23 protein-coding genes are annotated in these 22,703 nt (G+C 32.5%); 14 read left to right on the top strand and 9 right to left on the bottom strand.

Going from position 1 to position 22,703, the window contains the following annotated elements:
* Positions 1–41: 41 nt before the first annotated feature.
* From J3S90_RS01335 to dnaA, 4 genes are all read right to left on the bottom strand, one after another.
* Positions 42–1,169 carry a methionine aminotransferase gene (locus J3S90_RS01335; RefSeq protein ID WP_210644201.1) on the bottom strand — a complete coding sequence of 376 codons (1,128 nt, stop codon included), beginning with the start codon at positions 1,167–1,169 and terminating at the stop codon, positions 42–44.
* Positions 1,170–1,304: 135 nt separating this feature from the next.
* Positions 1,305–2,027: an SAM-dependent methyltransferase gene (locus J3S90_RS01330; RefSeq protein ID WP_210644199.1), complete on the bottom strand. Its 723-nt coding sequence runs from the start codon at positions 2,025–2,027 to the stop codon at positions 1,305–1,307.
* Positions 2,028–2,127: 100 nt separating this feature from the next.
* Positions 2,128–2,595, bottom strand: coding sequence for a low molecular weight protein-tyrosine-phosphatase (locus J3S90_RS01325; protein ID WP_210644197.1), 468 nt, complete (start codon positions 2,593–2,595; stop codon positions 2,128–2,130).
* Between the two features lie 8 nt (positions 2,596–2,603).
* On the bottom strand, positions 2,604–4,031 hold the full coding sequence (gene dnaA / locus J3S90_RS01320) for a chromosomal replication initiator protein DnaA (RefSeq protein WP_188049649.1): 1,428 nt from the start codon (positions 4,029–4,031) through the stop codon (positions 2,604–2,606).
* A 184-nt stretch (positions 4,032–4,215) separates the two neighbouring features.
* Between dnaA and J3S90_RS01315 the strand changes: the two genes are divergently transcribed.
* Positions 4,216–4,620: an acyl-CoA thioesterase gene (locus tag J3S90_RS01315; protein ID WP_210644195.1), complete on the top strand. Its 405-nt coding sequence runs from the start codon at positions 4,216–4,218 to the stop codon at positions 4,618–4,620.
* Positions 4,621–4,651: 31 nt separating this feature from the next.
* Here J3S90_RS01315 and J3S90_RS01310 read toward each other — a convergent pair whose 3' ends face one another.
* From J3S90_RS01310 to ribD, 3 genes are read right to left on the bottom strand one after another with little or no spacing between them, the layout of a single operon-like run.
* Positions 4,652–5,281, bottom strand: a complete 630-nt coding sequence (locus J3S90_RS01310; RefSeq protein ID WP_210644193.1) for an IMPACT family protein — start codon at positions 5,279–5,281, stop codon at positions 4,652–4,654.
* Positions 5,282–5,296: 15 nt separating this feature from the next.
* Positions 5,297–5,899, bottom strand: a complete 603-nt coding sequence (locus tag J3S90_RS01305) for an HAD-IA family hydrolase (protein ID WP_188049652.1) — start codon at positions 5,897–5,899, stop codon at positions 5,297–5,299.
* Complete coding sequence (ribD, locus tag J3S90_RS01300; protein ID WP_210644191.1) at positions 5,892–6,935, bottom strand: bifunctional diaminohydroxyphosphoribosylaminopyrimidine deaminase/5-amino-6-(5-phosphoribosylamino)uracil reductase RibD; 1,044 nt, start codon at positions 6,933–6,935, stop codon at positions 5,892–5,894. The genes J3S90_RS01305 and ribD overlap by 8 nt, the downstream gene beginning before the upstream one ends.
* Positions 6,936–7,039: 104 nt before the next feature.
* On the opposite strand from ribD, the gene J3S90_RS01295 reads away from it, so the two are divergent.
* Both J3S90_RS01295 and prmC read left to right on the top strand, forming a co-directional pair.
* A complete protein-coding gene (locus J3S90_RS01295) occupies positions 7,040–7,525 on the top strand; it encodes a GNAT family N-acetyltransferase (protein ID WP_210644189.1) in 486 nt (161 codons plus the stop codon).
* A gap of 58 nt (positions 7,526–7,583) precedes the next feature.
* The gene (prmC, locus tag J3S90_RS01290) at positions 7,584–8,438 is read left to right on the top strand and encodes a peptide chain release factor N(5)-glutamine methyltransferase (RefSeq protein ID WP_210644187.1); all 855 of its coding nucleotides are present in this window, start codon (positions 7,584–7,586) and stop codon (positions 8,436–8,438) included.
* A 158-nt stretch (positions 8,439–8,596) separates the two neighbouring features.
* On the opposite strand, the gene J3S90_RS01285 is transcribed toward prmC, so the two are convergent.
* Positions 8,597–9,841 carry an ABC transporter permease gene (locus tag J3S90_RS01285; protein WP_210644185.1) on the bottom strand — a complete coding sequence of 415 codons (1,245 nt, stop codon included), beginning with the start codon at positions 9,839–9,841 and terminating at the stop codon, positions 8,597–8,599.
* 350 nt (positions 9,842–10,191) lie between these two features.
* Here J3S90_RS01285 and hisS point away from each other — a divergent pair, with 350 nt between their 5' ends.
* From hisS to mtaB, 10 genes are all read left to right on the top strand, one after another.
* The gene (gene hisS / locus J3S90_RS01280; protein ID WP_210644183.1) at positions 10,192–11,562 is read left to right on the top strand and encodes a histidine--tRNA ligase; all 1,371 of its coding nucleotides are present in this window, start codon (positions 10,192–10,194) and stop codon (positions 11,560–11,562) included.
* A 305-nt stretch (positions 11,563–11,867) separates the two neighbouring features.
* On the top strand, positions 11,868–12,446 hold the full coding sequence (locus J3S90_RS01275; RefSeq protein ID WP_210644181.1) for a nucleotide exchange factor GrpE: 579 nt from the start codon (positions 11,868–11,870) through the stop codon (positions 12,444–12,446).
* A 57-nt stretch (positions 12,447–12,503) separates the two neighbouring features.
* Entirely contained in the window at positions 12,504–13,619 is a 1,116-nt protein-coding gene (dnaJ, locus tag J3S90_RS01270) for a molecular chaperone DnaJ (RefSeq protein ID WP_188049659.1), read from the top strand.
* A gap of 137 nt (positions 13,620–13,756) precedes the next feature.
* Complete coding sequence (locus tag J3S90_RS01265; RefSeq protein WP_210644179.1) at positions 13,757–14,680, top strand: ABC transporter ATP-binding protein; 924 nt, start codon at positions 13,757–13,759, stop codon at positions 14,678–14,680.
* A gap of 65 nt (positions 14,681–14,745) precedes the next feature.
* The gene (locus J3S90_RS01260; RefSeq protein WP_210644176.1) at positions 14,746–16,062 is read left to right on the top strand and encodes an ABC transporter permease; all 1,317 of its coding nucleotides are present in this window, start codon (positions 14,746–14,748) and stop codon (positions 16,060–16,062) included.
* 218 nt (positions 16,063–16,280) lie between these two features.
* The gene (locus J3S90_RS01255; protein WP_188049662.1) at positions 16,281–17,444 is read left to right on the top strand and encodes a sigma-54-dependent transcriptional regulator; all 1,164 of its coding nucleotides are present in this window, start codon (positions 16,281–16,283) and stop codon (positions 17,442–17,444) included.
* 45 nt (positions 17,445–17,489) lie between these two features.
* Positions 17,490–18,185 carry a DEAD/DEAH box helicase gene (locus J3S90_RS01250; RefSeq protein WP_210644174.1) on the top strand — a complete coding sequence of 232 codons (696 nt, stop codon included), beginning with the start codon at positions 17,490–17,492 and terminating at the stop codon, positions 18,183–18,185.
* Positions 18,186–18,211: 26 nt separating this feature from the next.
* Entirely contained in the window at positions 18,212–18,430 is a 219-nt protein-coding gene (locus J3S90_RS01245; protein ID WP_121925889.1) for a DUF2007 domain-containing protein, read from the top strand.
* A 28-nt stretch (positions 18,431–18,458) separates the two neighbouring features.
* Positions 18,459–19,262 (top strand): Cof-type HAD-IIB family hydrolase, encoded by an 804-nt coding sequence (locus J3S90_RS01240; protein ID WP_210644172.1) that lies wholly within the window; start codon positions 18,459–18,461, stop codon positions 19,260–19,262.
* A 165-nt stretch (positions 19,263–19,427) separates the two neighbouring features.
* Positions 19,428–20,756, top strand: coding sequence for a tRNA (N(6)-L-threonylcarbamoyladenosine(37)-C(2))-methylthiotransferase MtaB (gene mtaB / locus J3S90_RS01235; protein WP_188049665.1), 1,329 nt, complete (start codon positions 19,428–19,430; stop codon positions 20,754–20,756).
* Positions 20,757–20,852: 96 nt separating this feature from the next.
* Here the strand turns inward: mtaB and J3S90_RS01230 are convergent, their stop codons facing one another.
* Positions 20,853–21,569, bottom strand: coding sequence for a 3-ketoacyl-ACP reductase (locus J3S90_RS01230; RefSeq protein ID WP_188049666.1), 717 nt, complete (start codon positions 21,567–21,569; stop codon positions 20,853–20,855).
* 237 nt (positions 21,570–21,806) lie between these two features.
* On the opposite strand from J3S90_RS01230, the gene J3S90_RS01225 reads away from it, so the two are divergent.
* Positions 21,807–22,673 (top strand): L,D-transpeptidase, encoded by an 867-nt coding sequence (locus J3S90_RS01225; protein WP_210644170.1) that lies wholly within the window; start codon positions 21,807–21,809, stop codon positions 22,671–22,673.
* Positions 22,674–22,703: the final 30 nt, after the last annotated feature.

The raw sequence follows: 22,703 nt of genomic DNA, 5'->3' as shown, positions 1-22,703 counted from the left end.
AATAGTATGCATGCATAATAAAAATAAATAAATCAGCACTTTTATATCGTGCATAATCTTTTAGCAGCTTCTTCTAATGTGGCATTGTCTTTTGCAAAACAAAAGCGAATTAACTTTAAGTCTTTTCCATCTCCATAAAAAGTAGAGATTGGAATGGCAGCAACGCCATATTCAGTGATTAATCGTTTACAAAAATCAACATCATTTTCGTTTGAAATAGCAGAATAGGAAGCAACTTGAAAATAAGTTCCTTCGCAGGGCATGAGTTCAAAACGACTTCCGTGTAATAATCCTCTGAAATAGTCTCGTTTTTCTTGGTACATTTTCTTAATATCATCAGTAGAAACTACGTCTAAATAGTCGCTAATGGCCACTTGGCAAATGCTATTTATACTAAAAACTAAAAACTGATGTACTTTTTTTATTTCTTTCATTAAGTGTTCAGGCGCAATCAAATACCCTATTTTCCATCCGGTGATATGAAATGATTTCCCAAAAGAAGAAACTACAATACAACGATTGATCAATTTTTCTCTTGTATTGGCTGAAATATGCTTTTCTTCAAAAGTGATGTATTCATAAACTTCGTCGGATAGGACTAAAATGTTTGGGTATTTTTCTAGTAAAAGTTCTAATGATTGGAAGTCAGATTCTTTTAAAATTTTTCCAGTTGGATTGTGTGGATTATTAATGATAATCATCTTCGTTTTCGAAGAGCATGCTTTGTCTATAATTTCCCAATTGGGAGTGTAATCATCGTTCAAAGCTACTCGAATTGGCTTAGCATTGCAAAGTAGTACGGGTGCTTCATAACAATCATAACTCGGATCTAGAATTAGTACTTCCTCATTTGTTTTTAGTAAAGCGGTAATAGTTGTAAAAATTCCTTGACTTGCTCCTGCCGTTACTAAAATTTCGGTTTCAGGATGAACAACTCTTGAATAGGATTTCTTAGTAAGTGCAGCTATTTTTGATAATAACGGCGGATAGCCAGAAATGGGCGTATATTGATGTACATTTTCGGTAGCGAGTTTAGCAACAATTTCTGTTAATCTTTTGTCAACTGGAAAATTTGGAAAACCTTGAGATAAATTAATGGCTTTGTGTTCTGAAGCCATTTTCGACATTACTGTAAATATACTCGTGGCAATATTGGGAAGTTTGCTCATAAAAAAAATCATTAATTCTAATTATAAAAATAGACATTTTATAATTAGAATTAATGATTTACTATTTGGGTAGTGTTACAATACTTTAAGGAAAGTAAAATAAACTTTTATAGTCTTTAAAATTGACTCTGATATTTACATTTTATGAATGATAAAAATAGTTGGACGCTTGTGTAAATCGATTGTCTCTTTTTTCCAAGCCGCAATTTTCTTGGTCTTAATGTACTCTGTTGGCAAAGTAATATCTGTTGCGATACACAAATGCGTGTCAGGATGTAAGGTTTGTATTAAATCTTCCAGTAATTTGTTATTTCTATACGGTGTTTCGATGAAAATTTGTGATTGATTTTTTTCGAAAGATATTCTTTCTAGTGTTTTAAAACTGGCTTTCTTTTCGTCTTTCTCGATAGGTAAGTAGCCATGAAAAGTAAAACTTTGTCCGTTCATTCCTGAGGCCATCATCGCTAAAAGAATAGAAGATGGTCCCACTAATGGAATTACTTGAATCCCTCTATCATGCGCTAATTTTACTATAACAGCACCAGGATCAGCAACTCCAGGACAACCTGCTTCACTCATTAACCCCATATTAATGCCTTCTAACAGGGGTTTTATAAAGTCTAAATGTTCTTTAGTTTCCGTGTGTTTATTTAAAACAAAAAGTTTTAATTCTGATTGTTTCTTCTCCGGATTTACTGTTTTAATAGACTTTCGAGCAGTTTTATCATTTTCAACGATATAATAATCAATAAGATCAATACTTCTTTTTATAGTCTGCGGAAAAACATCCATAGGATCGCAATCACCCATAGTGGTAGGAATTAGATAGAGTTTTCCTAAAACAGTATTTGATTTCATATTCTTTATTTATATTCTAAAGTAAAGTTGAGATTAGTTTTATTTTGTATTGAAAATAAAAACTAAAAAATAGATTGAAGTGCTATTTTACTAAAGAATGTTATTGGTGTTTTTGTATTAATTTCTCCGAAATCACATCACATACTTCATCAAGCATGTTGTACACAATTTCAAATCCATTTGGTAAGCCAAAATAAGGATCTGGCACATCTACATTTTCATTTGGAAATAAGTCATTCAAAATCATTTGAACTTTGTCTTTTTGATCTTGAGTTTTGGCTAAATCCAGTACATCACTGTAGTTGTTGCTATCCATCACATAAATATAATCAAAGGTATCAAAGTCAGAAGTGCTAAACTGACGTCCTCTTTGTTCCGAGATATTTATTTGATTTTTTTTCGCTACTGTAATAGAACGTTCGTCAGGCGAATGACCAACATGCCAAGCACCAGTTCCTGCAGAGTCAACTAAAAATTTATCTTTTGGCAGTTTTGAAGCCAGAATTCCTTGGGCTAAAGGTGATCTGCAAATATTCCCTAAACAAACCATTAAAATTTTAATAGGCATAAAAGCGTTTATAGCGTTAATTTCTTATTGATATCTTCGACAAATTTTTTGAATTGTTTGTCAGTAGCCACTAAGTTGTCTACCGTTTTACAAGCGTGTAATACCGTTGCGTGATCGCGATCTCCAATTTGAGAACCAATATTTGCTAAAGATGCTTTAGTGAATTTCTTTGCGAAAAACATCGCTAATTGTCTTGCTTGTACCACGTGCCTTTTTCTCGTTTTAGATTGTAAAGTTTCTAAATCCAATTGGAAATAATCCGAAACGATTTTTTGAATGTAATCAATAGAAATCTCTCTTTTTACATTTTTCACGAATTTTTCGACAACGCTTTTCGCCAATTCAATAGTAACCTCTTTTTTGTTAAAAGAAGATTGCGCTATCAATGAAATGATGGCTCCTTCAAGTTCTCTTACATTCGATTTAATATTGCGAGCAACATATTCTACAATTTCATCAGGAATTTCAACTCCATCTCTATAAAGAATATTTTTCAAGATAGAAATTCTAGTTTCATAATCGGGTTGATGAATTTCTGCGGATAATCCCCATTTAAAACGAGATAACAAACGTTGTTCGATATCTTGCATATCAACTGGCGCTTTGTCCGAAGTCAAAATTACTTGTTTTCCATTTTGATGCAAGTAATTGAATATGTGAAAAAATACATCTTGAGTTCCTGATTTACCAGAAAGAAATTGAACATCATCAATGATTAATACATCAATTAATTGATAGAAATGGATAAAATCATTACGATTATTTTTCTTTACAGAATCAATATATTGTTGTGTGAAAATTTCAGCAGAAATGTACAAAACGGTTTTTTCTGGATATTTATCTTTTATTTCTACACCAATAGCATGTGCTAAATGTGTTTTTCCAAGACCAACTCCACCAAAAATTAATAACGGATTAAACGATGTTCCACCTGGTTTATTCGCAACAGCCATTCCTGCAGAACGTGCCAAACGATTAGAATCACCTTCAAGAAAATTATCAAAACTATAATTAGCATTTAATTGCGATTCAATTTTTAAATTTCTAATTCCTGGAATTACAAAAGGATTTTTTAATTCTGGGTTTAAATTTTTAAAGGGAGCATCAACTTCTTGCGGTTTCATCGGAACTCTGTTGGCACTTGGTAACTGTTCCGTAAACGGTTGTTTGTTACCATAAGTGTTTTCCATTCTAATTTTATAAAGTAACTTAGCGTTTTTTCCAAGTTCTTTGGTAAGGGCAACTTTTAATAATTTTACATAGTGCTCTTCCAACCATTCATAAAAAAATTTACTAGGAACTTGAATGTATAATGCGTTATCGGTAAGTTCAACTGACTTGATTGGTTCAAACCAAGTTTTGTAAGCTTGATCTTGAATGTTGTCTTTGATAAAAGACAAACAGTTTTCCCATACTGATTGAGCAGTTTTGTTCATATATTCTATTAAATTGTTTTAATTTGGTAATTTTTATCTTACTAAAAAAAAGATGTTTTGATGTCTTTTATCGGGGTAACAAATATGTGAACAAATTTCTGTAAAAAAAAATTTATGGGGTGGAAATTTCACGAATAAATGTCGTAAGGGGTTCTTTAAATTTAAAATTTTTAATATATAATCAATGAAAGATCATAAGGTAGAAGTTAGGGTGCGTTATTCAGAAACAGACCAAATGGGAGTGGTATATCATGGGAATTACGTTCCTTATTTTGAGATAGGACGTGTGGAATGGCTTAGAAACAAAGGGATTTCATATAAAAGTATGGAAGAAAGTGGTATTGCTCTGCCAATTGTGTCTATGACTATAAATTATAAAAAATCAGCGCGTTATGATGAGTTATTGACAGTTCACACGGTTTTTAAAAGTCAGTCCTCCGTAAAGATAGAATTTGATTGCGCTATTTATAATGAGTCGAATGAGTTATTAACAACCGCCCATTTTATCTTAGTATTTGTGTCATTAAAATCTGGCAAACCAGTGGCTCCGCCAGATTATATTTTAGAATTGTTTAAAGCAATGGAATAAAGTTGAAAATAATGCTGTTTTATTTAAAAAATTAAAGAGGTTTTATATCGATTTCAAACATAGAATTAAAAATGTCGTAAACTATTTCGGCATTTTTTTTTCGTGTTTTTATCTCAATTTTACCTAATGGAATTCCGGATTCCTCATTAATTTCCATTTCTTGACTCACAATTTCGAGCTTTTTTTCCTTAATCACTCGCATTATTTTATTCATATTTTTATAATCATAAGTGATCATAAAATGTTTATCGATGGTTTTCTCAATAATTTCAGCATTTTCTAGAACTAATTGTGCTGTTGTTCTGTAGGCACTAATTAATCCTCCAACACCTAGTTTTACACCTCCAAAAATCCGAATAATTACTACCAATATATTAGTAACCGAAAACGATTGGATTTGACCATAAATAGGCATCCCAGCTGTATTGCTCGGTTCTCCATCATCATTGGCTCTGTATGATATTGTTTCAGTCCCAATTTGATAAGCGTAACAAAAATGCCCTGCATTAGGATATTGCTTTCGCAAAACATCTATTTGGGATTTTACTGTATCTTCTGATTGTATTGGGAAAGCGTAACCAAAAAATTTGCTATTTTTTTCTTTAAATAACACTATCTCTGGAGTTTGTGCTATCGTTTTATAAGTATCTTTAATTTCCAAAAAGAGCTGGTTTTTCTAAATTATTTTTTTGTCGAATAAGTGTATTACATCTTCTTCTCCCACTTGTAAGTTCCAAACATTAAAGCCTAACGAAAGTGCTGCATCTGTATTTTCTTTTTTATCATCTACAAATAATGTGCGCTTTGGATCTAATTCGTGGTTGCTAATTAAGTGCTTGAAAGTGTCTAAATCTGGTTTTCTTAATCCCATTTCAAAAGAAAAATACACTCTTTCAAAACAACTATAGAAATCACTGTAAAAAGAAACGCCATTTTTTTGTTCAAAAGTTTCGATGTGAATAGCATCTGTATTAGAAAGTAAAAATAAACGGTATTTTTCAGAAAGCAATTGCAAGAACTCTAAACGATACAATGGGAAATCAAGTAAAATAGCATTCCACGCTGTTTGTATTTCGGCAATACTCGAATTTGGAATGTGTTTTTGAATGCCTAATAGGAAATTTTCACGGGATATTTTACCAGTTTCAAACTGAGAATTCAAATGCATTAGCTCCTCATTCCATTCTGTTAATCCTAGTTTTTTAAAAGCATTAACGGTTCCTTGTAAATCTAAATTGATAAAAATAGCTCCAAAATCAAAAATTATAGTATTAATCATAGTTTCTTGAAATTATAAGTTCGTCGTTACTAATTGTTGATTTCTCAAAATTTTTCTTAGCCAAGGAAGGTGCTTTTATACCCGTTTTGAAATCGATTTTCCCTATAAATATTCGAGATTCATCCCACAGTTTAGCATCAATAAATGTCTGTAAAGTTTGGCTTCCGCCTTCAATAATAACAGATTGTATTTGATGTTTATAAAGCACTTGTGCTATTTGAAAAGCAATGTTTTCTTTAAAATCGATATTTTCAAAGATAGTATTTTCTTTTTCAATAGTAGTTTTTGATTTAGAAAATACAATTGTTTTTGTCTGATTGTCAAGAATTTGACTACTATTTGGTATTCTTTTATTTTGGTCTAAAACTATACGAACGGGATTATGACCTTTCCAATCTCGCACATCTAATTTTGGATCATCATCAATAACCGTTTGTGTTCCTACTAATATTGCTTGTTCTTCACTGCGCCATTTGTGCACGAGTTGCCTAGAATAAGAATTGGTAATCCAGACTGGTTTTTTTTCGAATTTTTCTATTGGAGCAATAAAACCATCTTGGCTTTCGGCCCATTTTAATATTATATAGGGTCTTTTCTTTTCATGAAAAGTAAAAAAACGCTTATTCAATTCATAACAATCTTCTTCTAGAATCCCCACGGTTACTTTAATTCCGGCGTCAAGTAGTCTTTTGATTCCGTTTCCAGCTACTTTAATATTGGGGTCAACGGTGCCAATTACCACATTAGGAATTTCATTTTCGATGATCAAATTACAACAAGGCGGTGTTTTGCCAAAATGACTGCAAGGTTCCAAGCTAACATAGATAGTCGCTTTTTTTAGGAGCGTTTTATCTTTTACCGACTTGATAGCATTTACTTCTGCATGTGGTTCTCCAGCTTTTTTATGCCAACCTTCACCAATTATTTTTCCGTCATAAACAATTACACTACCTACAAGTGGATTTGGATATGTTGTGCCTAGTCCATTTTTAGCTAATTCTATGCACCTTCTGATGTATTTTTCATGTATTTTCACAATACAAAAGTAGTGATTTTTGCTTTTATGATTTTGTTTGAAAACAACGAAGATTTACAACAAACAATTTCTATTTTTGCGTATATAATTAGATTGTAGATAAAATGGAAAATTACAGTATCAGAAAAATAAATAAAGAAGACAATCAGCAAGTTGCACAATTAATACGTGCTGTTTTTGATGAAATGGATATTCCTAAAGTAGGAACTGCCTATGCTGATCCTTATCTTGACTTAATGTACGAAGAGTATAATAAGCCTAGATCTGTATATTATGTGGTAGAACATAACGGAAGAGTAGTAGGTTGCGCCGGTATAGCACGACTAGAAAATGAAGCTGAAACAATTTGTGAATTGCAAAAAATGTATTTTCTACCAGAAATTCGCGGTTTGGGAATTGGTAGTGAGATGATGGCTGTATGTTTGCAAAGTGCTATAAATTTTGGATTCGAAAGTTGCTATTTAGAAACAATGCCGTTTATGCTTGACGCACAAAAACTATATAAAAAATCCGGTTTTGAGTCTATTGATGCACCCATGGGAAGTACTGGTCACGATAGTTGTCCTATTTGGATGCTGAAAAAACTATAGTTTTAAATCATCACTTTTAATTTAAAATACTTTTACTACTTCTTTTATAAAATACAACATGAAAATTAGAGCATACAGATCCTATTTTATTCAAGAGCTAGAGTCCATTTTTGGAGAAGATGAAGCGGAAAGCTTTTTCTACTTAATATTAGAAGAAAAGCATCAATTAAAAAGAATTGATTTGGCCTTGCAAATTGATTTAACTTTTTCTGAGAATGAAATTAAGGTTTGGAATGTCATTTTAGAACAATTAAAACAAGAAATCCCAGTACAATATATATTAGGGAATACTAGTTTTTATGGATTGGATTTTGAAGTGAATAAAAATGTTTTAATTCCAAGACCAGAAACGGAAGAACTAGTCGATTGGATAATTAAAAGCAATACAAAAGATTCATTTTCCAAAAATATAAAAATTTTAGATATTGGAACCGGAAGTGGTTGCATCGCTATTTCATTGGCTAAGAATTTTGCAAATGCTCAAGTTTTTGCGATTGATGTTGCTGAAAATGCTTTGGCTACAGCCGAAAAAAATGCACAAAACAATAAAGTTGAAGTTGCTTTTTGGAATAGAAACATTCTTGAAACATACGACTTAGAGGAACAGTTTGATATTATCGTTTCTAATCCGCCTTATGTTAGAAACCTCGAAAAAGAGGAAATCAAAAAAAATGTACTAGATAATGAACCTCATTTGGCTCTTTTTGTAGAAGACAATGATGCTTTGATTTTTTATAAAAAAATAGCAGAATTAGCTCAAAAAAACCTTTCCGAAAACGGGCAACTGTATTTTGAAATTAATCAATATTTAGGCAAAGAAATGATTGATTTGCTCGAAAAAATGAATTTCAAAAATATCCAATTACGAAAAGACATTTATGGCAACGATCGAATGATTTTTGCTAATAGGTAAAAATTCACGCAAACTTTACTATTACTTTAATGTTCCTAAACCATAAGTTTAGGAGAAATAATTAAACGATTTTTATTGATTATGCTTTTTTAAAAAATAACATAAAGTATTGTCATAGTTATATTTCTGATTTAAAAACTAAATAGAATACCTCTAAATTATTCATAACGCAACGCCTCAATAGGATCTAAAACTGCCGCCTTAATAGCTGGATATAATCCAGAAGCAATTGCAACAATAAAACTGGTGAGGAATGCTGCCATTATTGCTCCCCACGGAATTACAAATGCAAAATCCATAGCGGTAGCGATACCAAAACCAATAAGAATACCAAAAATAATTCCTACTAAACCACCTAATTGGCCAATGAGTAAAGTTTCTATAAAAAACTGAATCGCAATAGTCGTTTTCTTGGCTCCCAAAGCTTTTCTAACTCCAATTTCTCTAGTACGTTCTGTAACCGAAACAATCATGATATTCATCAAAGCAATAGAGGAGCCCAATACAGTAATAATACCAATAAGCCAGGAAGCAAGTCCTAAGTATTTCGTAATTCCTAAAATTCGATTGATTAAATCATCACTTCGAACCACACCAAAATTATTGTCTTTTACAGGACTTAATTTTCTAACTTTACGCATGGTACTCGTTGCATTATCTAATGCTTGTTCCAGTAATTCTTTTTTATCAACCATTACACTTACCGTATAATTTATATTGGGTGCCGTAAATAAGGAACGGGCAATTTGTATGGGAATTAATACCCGTAAATCCTGATTGTTACCAAAAGTGGATCCTTTTTCTTTAAGAACACCAATGACTTTAAATCTAGCTCCGCGAATCGAAATTACTTTGTCAATCGGGTTCACGTCTTTTAATAAACCTTTCTCAAAATCAGATCCTACAATACATACATAGGCATTGTTATCTATGTCAAATCCAGTAAAGTTGCGTCCTAAACTAGTTTCTAATCCAGAGTTAGACATAAAATATTCATCAACTCCTAGAATAGAATTCTCTGGATCTGTTTTTATCGCTTCGTATTTTATCTCAGCTGTTGAGGTAGCTGTAAAGGAAAGTGAGGTTTCTGTAAATGGATATTGAAATTTATTCTTAAACGCAACGGCTTCAGGATAAGAAATAATTGGATTTATGATTTCACGCTCGTCTCCACCTCGATTTCGCGTTACGTTTTCATATTGTTTTATGTTAAAAGTGTTCGCTCCCATCGATGCAAAATCACTCGAAATAGTGTTTTCAAGTGCTGCAACAACAGTAAGAATACTTACTAAAGCCGTAATTCCTATCGCAATTATCATCACAGTAAGAACCGTTCTTAGCAATTGCGTACGTATTGAACCAAACGCAATTCGGACATTTTCCTTAAATAATTTTAGCATCATACAAGTTTGACACGAAAATACAATTTTTGTTACAATTTTTCTGTAGCTAAAATATAATTTCCTGTAATCTCTTTTATCTGGAGCAATTTCCTGCTTTACGTTACAATCCAGTTGTAAAATAATTTATTTTCAATTGCCTAAAAGGAGCTTCCTCTGGCCGCTCTTTTAGTCAAGAAAATAATATTATTTTTTACAACTTTATTTTCACTACAATCAGGGCTATGGTTTGTGTAATAAAATGATGTAATTTGTAAAGAGAATAATTTAAAAAATAAGATATTTGCACCCAATCAGATTTGTTCGTTTTTTATGTTCTTCAATCTGAAAATTTAAAATTCAATATTCATAAAATGGCATCAAAACCGAGTATTCCAAAAGGAACTAGAGATTTTTCACCAAGCGAGGTGGCAAAACGTCAGTATATCATTCAAATTATAAAAAGTAATTTCGAAAAATTCGGATTCCAACCTATAGAAACACCTTCTTTTGAAAACTCCGATACTTTAATGGGAAAATACGGCGAAGAAGGCGATCGATTGATCTTTAAAATATTAAATTCAGGTGATTATTTGGCAAAAGCCAATGCAAGTCATTTAGAAAATAAAGACAGTACTAAGCTCACTTCGAGCATTTCAGAAAAAGCGTTGCGCTATGACTTGACCGTACCTTTTGCACGTTACGTGGTGCAACATCAAAACGAAATTGAATTTCCTTTTAAACGGTACCAAATTCAACCGGTTTGGCGTGCAGACCGCCCTCAAAAAGGCCGTTTTAGAGAGTTTTTTCAATGTGATGCCGATGTAGTAGGTTCTAAATCCCTTTGGCAGGAAGTAGAATTGGTGCAGTTATATGATGCTGTATTTACCGACTTAGGATTGGTGGGTGCAACAATAAAAATCAATAATAGAAAAATCTTATCTGGAATTGCTGAGGTAATAGGTGCTTCGGATAAATTGATTGACTTTACAGTTGCCTTAGACAAGCTCGATAAAATAGGCGAAGAGGGTGTAAAAAAAGAGATGATCGAAAAAGGAATTAATGAAGGAGCTATCGAAAAAGTACAGCCTTTATTCAATTTTACCGGAACAATTACGGAGAAAATAGAAAAATTATCGCAGTTGCTTGCTGCTTCTTCAGAAGGTATGAAAGGAGTTGAAGAGTTGCGATTTATTTGTGAAAATGTATTGAAATTAGGGTTAAACAGTGCCGTTTTAGACTTAGATGTAACGTTAGCACGTGGTTTAAATTACTACACAGGAGCCATTTTTGAAGTAGCTCCACCAAAAACAGTAGCTATGGGATCCATAGGAGGCGGTGGTCGCTATGATGATTTGACGGGTATTTTTGGATTAAAAAACATGAGCGGTGTAGGCATATCATTTGGTTTAGACCGAATTTATTTGGTTGTAGAAGAGTTAAGTTTATTTCCAGAAACCGTAACAGCAACTTCAAAAGCGTTATTTATTAACTATGGTGATAAAGAAGCTTTTTATGCCATGCAAGCCATACAAAAATTAAGAGCTTTAGGTGTAAAAGTAGAATTGTATCCTGAAAATGCAAAAGTGGGAAAACAATTTCAACATGCTGATAAAAGAGGAATTCCTTATGCTGTTATTATTGGAGAAGATGAAATGAAAACCAATTCGTATGCTCTTAAAAATCTTGTCACGGGAGAACAAGTTGTCATTGATTTTGAAAATTTAAAATCGACGTTATTATAGACTGTCCGTTATTTCTAAATATAAAAAAAGCTTCGTTTAAGATATAAACGAAGCTTTTTTTTATAAAAACTGTGAATTAATAATTTTAAAAGTTGAAATTTAAATTGTCAAATTTTATTTTGAAGGTCTAAATAACACCAACTCCAAAAATAAAAAAAAAGACAATAAAATAATCTTAAAATAATCCTAAAATTTATTAAAAACTCCATTTTTATAAATAACAGAAGTCAAATTGCTAAAAAGGTGACAATTTGACATTTTAAAACAATTGGCAGTACTTTTGCAATCCATGGAAAAGATTAACAATGAACTTTAAGAATATTTTTAAAAATACAAGTAATATGACTACTGAAAATACAGAAATCGATCAGGAATTAGAGGAGACGACATTAGAGAATAATGGCGGTGAGGAGCAAGTTGTTGTTGAGGAATTAAGCTTAGAAGAGCAATTAACACAAGACTTAGCGAAAGAGAAAGATAAATATTTAAGATTATTTGCTGAATTTGAAAACTATAAAAGAAGAACTACTAAGGAACGTATTGAGTTATTCAAAACGGCTAACCAAGAAGTTTTATTAGCATTGTTACCGGTTTTAGATGATTTTGATAGAGCAATTACAGAAATCAGTAAGACAGATGATGGTCCTTTATTAGAAGGTGTTGCGCTTATTAATGAGAAATTAAAAACTACTTTAGTTGCTAAAGGATTAGAGCAAGTTGATGTAAAAGCAGGAGACGTATTTGATGCTGATTTTGCTGAAGCGATTACTCAAATTCCTGCAGCATCGGATAAGATGAAAGGAAAAATTGTTGATGTTCTTGAAAAAGGATATAAACTTGGAGATAAAATTATCCGTTTTCCAAAAGTTGTTATAGGTCAGTAATACTTTAATTTATAGTGGTAATTTATTGCTGCTATAGATTTGTAAGAAAAAATAAAAATGAAAAAAGATTTTTACGAAATTTTAGGCATTACTAAAAGTGCTGATGCTGCCGAGATAAAAAAAGCCTATAGAAAACAAGCTATAGCGCATCACCCTGACAAAAACCCTGGAGACAAATCGGCAGAAGATAAATTTAAATTAGCTGCAGAAGCATATGAAGTCTTAGGTGATCCTCAGAAAAAAGCTAAATACGATCAGTACGGTCATCAAGCATTTGATGGTTCTGGTGGTTTTGGTGGCGGTGGTCATGGCGGTATGAATATGGATGATATTTTTAGCCAGTTTGGTGATATTTTCGGAGGCGGTTTTGGAGGCTTCGGAGGTGGAGGCGGTGGCGGAGTTCGTCGTGCTAAAGGAAGTAATCTTCGTATCAAAGTAAAACTAACATTAGAAGAAATTGCTAATGGTGTTGAGAAAAAAGTTAAAGTAAAACGTAAGGTTCAAGCTCCTGGTGTTACTTATAAAACTTGTTCTACTTGTAATGGTCAAGGGCAAGTGATGCGTGTAACTAATACAATTTTAGGACGTATGCAATCTGCTTCTACTTGTCCTACTTGTAGTGGTTCTGGTCAAATTTTAGATAAAAAACCATCTAATGCAGATTCGCAAGGGATGATTTTAGAAGATGAAACAGTATCTATCAAAATACCTGCGGGTGTGGTAGATGGTATGCAGTTAAAAGTTTCTAATAAAGGAAATGATGCTCCAGGAAATAGTATTCCAGGAGATTTAATTGTTGCCATAGAAGAGTTAGAGCATGATTTGTTGAAACGTGAAGGAGAGAATTTACACTATGATTTGTACATTAGCTTTGCCGAAGCCGTTCTTGGTATTTCTAAAGATATTGAGGCTATCAATGGTAAAGTAAGAATTAAATTAGAGGAAGGAATTCAATCCGGTAAAATTCTTAGATTGAAAGGTAAAGGAATTCCAAGTATCAACGGTTATGGTAACGGAGACTTATTGGTTCATGTAAATGTTTGGACACCAAAAACATTAAACAAAGAGCAAAAACAGTTTTTTGAAAATGCCTTAACGGATGATAACTTTATTCCAAATCCTGAAAAATCAGACAAATCATTTTTCGAGAAAGTAAAAGATATGTTTTCATAAATAGGTTCGCGATCAAACGCAGACTTATCAATAAATAAAAACCCATCCTTAAATTAGATAAGGATGGGTTTTTTTGTGTAACAATTATGCCTATTTCGGCACTAATTATTTACTTTTACATCAATTAAAAATAAAGCATGAGTAATATACTTGAGGTTAATAAAGTAGTAAAGAAATATGGTGATTATGTTGCGCTAAACGAAGTTACATTATCCGTACCCAAAGGCAGTATCTATGGACTTCTGGGGCCAAATGGAGCAGGAAAAACATCTCTTATTCGCATCATCAATCAAATTACCTTACCAGATAGTGGGCAAATTATTCTTGATGGTGAAAAATTACAGCCCAAGCACGTTCAGCACATAGGCTACCTTCCAGAGGAAAGAGGTTTGTACAATACCATGAAAGTAGGAGAGCAATGCTTGTATTTGGCTCAAATGAAAGGACTTTCAAAAGCAGAAGCAAAAAAACAATTGGAATATTGGTTTGAAAGATTAGAAATTCAAGGATGGTGGAACAAAAAAATCCAAGAATTATCAAAAGGGATGGCACAGAAAATTCAATTTGTTGTTTGTGTTTTGCACAAGCCCAAATTATTAATTTTTGACGAACCTTTTTCTGGATTTGATCCTGTAAACGCAAATGTTATCAAAGACGAGATTTTGAAGCTTCGTGAAGATGGAGCTACTATAATTTTTTCTACACACCGAATGGAAAGTGTAGAGGAGTTATGCGATCACATTGCTTTAATTCATAAATCAAACAAATTGATCGAAGGAAAGCTGAACGATGTTAAGCGACAATTTAAAACCAATTCTTACGAAGTAGGTATATTGACAGATAACGTTGAAGGGTTGATGTATGATATTACTAAAAAATTCACTGTTAGTCCAGCCAATTTTAAATCACTCAACGATTCTCTGAAATTAGAAATACAATTGGGTAATGCCACGCCAAATGAGTTGTTAAATCTCTTAACGCTACGTGGGCAAGTCACACATTTTCTAGAGAAAATACCAAGTGTCAACGATATCTTTATCAAAACCGTTAGCGGAAATTAAATAAATTCTAATGTTGTGATTTTAAATCTATATTGTAAAATCACTACTAATAAATAAAAAACTAAATGAGTATTATTTCATTAATTATAAAAAGAGAATTTATTTCGAAAGTTCGCAATAAGTCTTTTATCGTAATGACTTTTTTAAGTCCGTTATTGTTTGTTGCATTAGCAGGATTTGTAGGATATTTAAGTTCTATGAAAGCCGATACAAAACAAATTGCAATTCATGATGAATCCGGTTTATTTGTCCAAGAATTCACAGCCAAGAACAACAAAAATGCAACTTATAAATACCTAGATTTATCAGGGATAGATTTAAAGTCTCTAAAGGATAGTATCACTAATGAAAGTTATGAAGGACTTTTGTACATTCCAAAAGCAGTTGATACAAAGGATTTTGAAAACAACATACAGTTTATTTCAAACAATAGTCCTAGTATTTCATTTACAGAAAAAGTTCAGGATATAATTGCTTCTAAGTTGACAAAGACCAATCTTGTTAAAGCTAATTTAGACACTCTTGCTATAAATAAAGCCAGAGCCAATGTAAATATTAACTTGACAAAAGCTTCTGGAGAAGAAAGTGTCAAAGGACTGAATGAAATAAAAATAGGAATTGGTGGTGCTTTTGGTTATCTAATTATGATGTTCATTATAATTTATGGTAATATGGTAATGCGAAGCGTAATCGAAGAGAAAACGAGTAGAATTGTAGAGATTATTATTTCGTCAGTAAAACCATTTCAATTGATGATTGGAAAAATTATTGGAACTTCATTGGCCGGTTTACTACAATTCTTTATTTGGGCGGCCATAGGACTTTCATTAATGTTTGCAGCCTCTACTTTTTTTGGCGTAAATGTGTCACCAACGGCAAAAATATCACCCGAATTAATGCAGGCTGCACAGCAAGAAATGGCAGGAACAGCACAAATGTACATTAAGGAATTGTGGAATTTGCCTATTGCCAGTATTCTAATCGGATTTGTCGTTTATTTCATCGGTGGTTATTTCCTTTATAGCTCTTTTTATGCAGCAATTGGTGCCGCGGTTGACAATCAGACGGATTCGCAACAATTTCTTTTGCCTATAATGATGCCACTAATCTTAGCAGTTTATATCGGTTTTTTTACAGTAATCAATGATCCACACGGAACCGTCGCGGTAGTTTTTTCAATGATTCCGCTTACATCTCCTATAGTAATGCTCATGCGAATTCCGTTTGGCGTACCTTTGTGGCAAATTGCTATATCAGTCACCTTGCTATTTGCTAGCTTTTTTGCAGTAGTTTGGTTTGCTGCAAAAATATATAGAATAGGAATATTGATGTACGGCAAAAAACCAAGTTGGTTGGAATTATACAAATGGTTGAAATATTAAGATTTCAATTGTTTGAATTTTCACAATAAACAATTAATTTTAAGGAGCTATTTCCCGCTTTTCATTACAATCTTTTATACCTCGCTAGGGCGAGTTACAAAAGGATTTTCATTGCAATCGGGGCTAGGGCATATTATTTGCAAGAGGATATATGCTTTTAACAAAAAATAGAAATTTAAGCCTTGGTCAATTTATAGCCATTAAAAAAACAGTAAAAAATGCCGAAAATATTAGTAATAGAAGACGAAGCCGCAATACGAAGAGTGCTCAGTAAAATACTTTCTGAAGAAAATGATACCTATCAAGTTGAAGAAGCAGAAGATGGAGTTGCTGGTTTCGAAAAAATAAAAAATAACGATTACGATCTTGTTTTATGTGATATCAAAATGCCAAAAATGGATGGTGTTGAGGTGCTAGAGGCCGTAAAAAAAATTAAACCTGAAATTCCAATGGTAATGATCTCTGGTCATGGCGATATGGAAACAGCTATAAATACGATGCGTTTGGGAGCTTTTGATTACATCTCAAAACCACCCGATTTAAACCGTTTGCTAAACACAGTTCGAAATGCTTTAGACAAAAAACAACTGGTTGTCGAAAATAAGATTCTAAAGAAAAAAGTAAGTAAAAATTACGAAATGATCGGCGAAAGCGAAGCGATTAATCACATCAAAGTGATGATTGATAAAGTAGCAGAAACCGAAGCTAGAGTTTTAATTACAGGACCAAACGGAACGGGAAAAGAATTAGTTGCGCATCAATTGCACGAAAAAAGTGTACGATCTAATTTTCCATTAATCGAAGTAAACTGTGCTGCTATTCCTTCAGAATTGATAGAAAGTGAATTGTTTGGTCACGTCAAAGGAGCTTTTACATCGGCAGTAAAGGACCGTGCAGGAAAATTTGAAGCAGCGGACAAAGGAACCATTTTTTTAGATGAAATTGGCGACATGAGTCTTTCGGCACAAGCCAAAGTTTTAAGAGCCCTACAAGAAAGTATGATTACTAGAGTAGGAGCCGATAAAGACATAAAAGTAGATGTGCGTGTAGTTGCAGCAACAAATAAAGATTTAAAAGTAGAAATTGCTGAAGGTCGTTTCCGCGAGGATTTATACCACAGATTAGCCGTTATATTAATAAAAGTGCCCGCGCTAAATGATAGACGAGAAGATATTCCGATGTTAATAAGTCATTTTGCAAATAAAATTGCTACAGAGCAAGGAAACGCAGTCAAGAAGTTTTCTGCTGCTGCAATAAATTTGCTTAAAGAATACGATTGGACTGGAAATATACGTGAATTGAGAAATGTAGTAGAGCGTTTGATTATCCTTGGCGGAAGCGAAATTTCCGAAAATGATGTAAAACTTTTTGCAAGTAAATAATAGCATTCGAATAAATTATAGAATTGAGCTTTAAGCTATAAAAAAATGAAATTAAAAAAAATAAACGAGAAGTTACAAGAAGGTTTAATTGAGAACGGTCTAACCGAAGCGAATGCATTGCAGCAAGAAACTTTTTCTACAATAAAAAGTGGTGCTGATTGCCTTATTATTTCTGAAAAAGGTAGCGGAAAAACAACTACAATTGTACTGAATGTAATTCAGCAATTGGCTAAAGAAACCGAAGAATCTCCACGTGCTTTAATTATTGTTGAAGACAAAGCGAAGGTTTTAGAAATGGAAGATCTTTTTGAAAAATATGGTAAATATACCGATCTTCAGGTGTTTGGTGTTCATGATAAAGGCGACATGGAATATGATAAAAATTATATTTCTACAGGAGTTGATGTACTAATAGGAACGGCTACTAAGTTGAATGATATGTTTACCACGGCAGGTTTTAATGTCAATCGTTTAAAAATGTTTATTGTAGATGATCCAGATCCTATGTTACGATTGCGTAATGAAACTAAAATCATGCGCATATCTAATAGCATCAACAAAACTCAGAGAATCGTTTTTGCTGATCGAATAACAGATCGTATTGAGATTTTAGTGGATAAAATGTTGATAGAACCTTTCGTTTTTGAAATGGATGAGGAAGAAGAATATGAGGAAGAATATGAAGATGAAGATGAAAGTGAAGAAGATGATCTAGAAGATGAAAATTTAGAAGAAAAATAATAATACTAATAAATAAAATAAACATCATGGGATTAATGAAAGTATTTTCGGGAAGTGAAATTCTAGCAATGGCTTTACAAGAAAAAATTGAAGCAATTGGTGTAGATGTAGTAGCTAAAAACAACATACAATCGGCTCGATTAGGTGGTTTTGGTAATTCAGATTTAGCAGTTGAATTATTCGTGCAAGAAACAGAATTTGCAAAAGTAAATCCAGTTATCGAAGAATTTAGAATGAGTATCTAAACTCATTAGTATTGCTTAAAAGAGTAAAATGAAATACAAAATGTTGGTTCTGGACTTGGATGATACCTTGTTGACTGATGACCATAAAATCTCAGACGAGAATAAGGAAATGTTATTTAAGGCACAGGAGTTAGGTGTTTACATTGTCTTGGCCTCCGGCAGACCTACTTCAGCAATGATTGCTTTTGCTAAAGAATTAAAACTAGATGTCAATAATTCTTTTATGCTTTCTTATAACGGAGCTGTAATTACAGATTTGAAAGAAGATAAAGTCCTATTTGAAGAAAGCTTGACACAACAACAAATTCATGAGTTATACGATTACAGTTTAAAAAATAAAACCCATATCATTACTTATATTGATGGGAAAATTGTAAGCGAAACGGATTCAGAATATATTGAAGTAGAAAAAAATATTACAGGATTACAACACAATAAAGTTCCTCATTTCAAGGATGCGGTCACTTCATCTGCGGTAAAATGTATTTTATTAGAAGAACCAACTTATCTAAAAAAAGTTGAAGCCGACTTGAAAGCTGCGATGCCACATTTGAGTGTTTCTATGTCAAAACCTTTTTTCTTAGAAGTGGCTCCAAACGGTATTGATAAAGGAGCGAGTATAAAATTCTTAGCTGAAAAACTTAATATTGTTCAAAGCGAAATTATAGCGGTTGGTAATGCTGGTAATGATTTGTCGATGATAGAATATGCAGGATTAGGTGTTTGGGTTGATAATGTAGATCCAGAATTGAGAGATAGAGCAACTGTTATTGTTGCCTCAAATAATAATCATGGCGTTGCCGAAGTAGTAAGACGTTTTATATTACAGTAAGTTTTTTTTAAAAAATTAAATAAATCCGATACCTTATGTATGAATCATAAGGTATCGGATTTGTGTTTTAATAAAATGCGTAACCTCTACTCATTAATAGATTTTAGTTTGTAAATTTGCACACTTAAATTTTTTGACAACGATTTCATTAGTTTAAGATTTATTATGGGAAATAGAAAAAAAGTTGCCTTTTATACGCTTGGTTGTAAGCTGAATTTTTCGGAAACATCAACAATTGCTCGTTCTATTGAGGATGAAGGTTTTGATCGTGTCGATTTTGAGGAAGTTGCTGATATGTATGTGATAAATACGTGTTCTGTAACGGAAAATGCAGACAAACAATTTAAGCAAATTGTAAAAAAAGCAATGAAGTTAAATAATCAAGCTTTTATTGCTGCAGTAGGTTGTTATGCACAATTAAAACCAGAAGAATTAGCCTCAGTAGATGGTGTTGATTTAGTTCTTGGTGCCACAGAAAAATTTAAAATCACAGATTATATTAACGACTTGTCTAAAAATGATATTGGGGAAGTTCATTCTTGCGAGATTTCTGAAGCTGATTTTTATGTAGGAAGCTATTCTATTGGGGATAGAACGCGCGCTTTCTTAAAAGTACAAGATGGTTGCGATTATAAATGTACTTATTGTACCATTCCATTAGCGAGAGGAATTTCTAGAAGTGATGAATTAGAGAATGTATTGAAAAACGCAAAGGATATTTCAGCACAAAACATCAAAGAAATTGTTCTTACTGGAGTGAATATTGGCGATTACGGAAAAGGGGAATTTGGTAATAAAAAACACGAGCATACTTTTTTAGAATTGGTTCAAGAATTAGATAAGGTAGAAGGAATTGAGCGCTTGCGTATTTCGTCTATTGAACCTAATTTGTTGAAAAACGAAACGATTGAGTTTGTTTCCAAAAGTCGCACTTTTGTTCCGCATTTTCATATTCCTTTGCAATCTGGAAGCAATGCTATTCTAAAATTGATGAAGCGTCGCTATCAGCGAGAAGTTTATACCGAAAGAGTAAATAAAATACGCGAAGTAATGCCACATGCTTGTATTGGTGTGGATGTGATTGTTGGTTTTCCTGGCGAAACTGACCAGCATTTCTTGGAGACTTATAATTTTCTTAATGAAATGGATATTTCTTATTTACATGTTTTTACTTATTCGGAAAGGGATAATACAGAAGCTGCAGCAATGGATGGAGCAGTTGCTGCCAATGTTCGAGCCAAGAGAAGTAAAATGATGCGTGGATTGTCTGTTAAAAAACGTCGTGCTTTTTATGAAAGTCAATTGGGAAGTAACAGAACCGTGCTTTTTGAAAGTGAAAATAAAGAAGGATACATTCATGGATTTACAGAAAATTACGTGAAAGTAAAAACACCGTGGAATCCAGAATTAGTAAATACATTACACGAAATCAATTTGACTAAAATTGATGATGACGGAAGCGTAAGAATGGAGTTTATTTCGGCTTTGGTATAAATCCTGTCCATAAAAAAGGTAGTTCAGAATCATAACAATATATAAAATCAAAACCCCTTTATTATAAGGGGTTTTGTAGTTTTAAACTCAATGTGATTATGGATTTGTTGACCAAATACTGCTGTTTTTTATAAAAACTCTTCGGTTCAATTTTAATTGAGCGATAATTAATTCGGCCATATCTTCAGCTTGCATTACTTTATCAGGATTCCCATCGGTAAGTTTTAATTCTTTCGCCATATTTGTTGCAACGGTACTTGGTGTTAAAGCAGTTACTCTAATATTGTGCTTGCGAACTTCTTGCATTAACGAATCAGTTAATCCTAAAACAGCAAATTTTGACGCACTGTACGCGCTAGTCATTGCATTTCCGTTTAATCCTGCAGTGGAAGAAATATTGATAATATCACCCATTTGTCTTTCAATCATATTAGGTAAAACAGCACGTGTTACATAATACGTTCCCATTAAGTTCACTTTAATAATGTTTTCCCACGCTGATGGTTCTAGTTCTAAAAATTTACCAAAAGCAGCAATTCCAGCATTGTTGACTAGGATGTCAATTGTTTTAAATTCTGCTAAAGCTTTTTCTACAGCTGTGTTTACAGAAGTAATGTCTGCAACATCAGCAATAACAGTCATAGATTTTACTCCAAGTGCATTTACTTCTTTAGCGACTTCATCTAAATCAGATTGTGTTCTTGCCATCAAGATTACATTTACACCTTCTTTAGCCAATGCAATTGCAACTGCTTTTCCAATACCTTTTCCGGCACCTGTAATAAGTGCATTTTTATTTTTTAAATCGTTCATGTTTTGTTTTTCTAAAATGAAGTACAAAGTTAAGCCATTCCCTTTTTTGTAACTGTTATTAAAAAGTAAAATAAGATAGTATTAACGTTTGTCAACTCTTAAAAATTTAAATTATTTCCATCTAATAATTTGACAAGAAAACCCTCTAATTATGTAACATCAAGGTCACATAAATGGCTGAAGTTTGTAAAACAGAATTTTAGTTGAAGTTATAAATCAAAAATAAAAGATTTTATTATGAAAAAAATAGTTCTATTTTTAAATATCAGTATTGCATTATTATTTATTGGTTGCAAGCAAGAAAGTAAAACAGAGTCTACAATTGACAAAATTGCCGTTAAAGTAAGAAATGAACCTAAAAAAACTTCTTTTCATCTCGAAAACACAAAAGAATGGTTGTCTAAAAATAGTGCAGATAGTACGAACTTTGCTATAGCTTATGCTGTCAATAGAACGGATGCTGCTAATTTTAAAAAAATGGATTCTGTAGTTATTCCAGATGATATGAGTGGAGACATTGAATTTTATTTGCCATTTCCATTATCGGTTTCTTCATTAAAAGAGATTAATAAAATCGTGTTTTTCTCTTATCCAACACAAACATTTGCGGCGTACGAAAAAGGCGATTTAGTATATACAGGACCTACTAATATGGGTAGAGAGAAAGATAAAACACCAACTGGACTTTTTTTTACGAACTGGAAAGCTGAAGAAACTACTAGTACTTTTGACGACGAATGGGATTTGCGTTGGAACTTTAATATCGAAAATAAATTGGGTGTAGGATGGCATCAATATACTTTGCCAGGATATCCTGCTTCTCATTCTTGTTTGAGGCTTCAAGAAAAAGATGCTCGTAAATTATATGATTTCGCAGACCAATGGGAATTAGCCAATCCAGAAACAGTAAAGGTAAAAGGTACACCAGTAATTGTTTTTGGTAGTTATGATTTTAAAGCTCCTAAACCATGGTTAGAATTAGTTAAAAATTCAAAAGCATTAACTATTTCTGAAAATGAAATTGAAACAGTAACAAAGCCTTTTGTAGAGTCTATTTTAAAAGAACAAAAAATTAGACAAGATTTTCAAAAAGAAGGGAAATAATATTTAGATTAGAATATAAAAAATCCATTC

This window comes from Flavobacterium flabelliforme (genome assembly GCF_017948675.1).
Taxonomy (GTDB): domain Bacteria; phylum Bacteroidota; class Bacteroidia; order Flavobacteriales; family Flavobacteriaceae; genus Flavobacterium; species Flavobacterium pygoscelis.
This window is presented reverse-complemented; position numbering and strand designations above follow the sequence as displayed.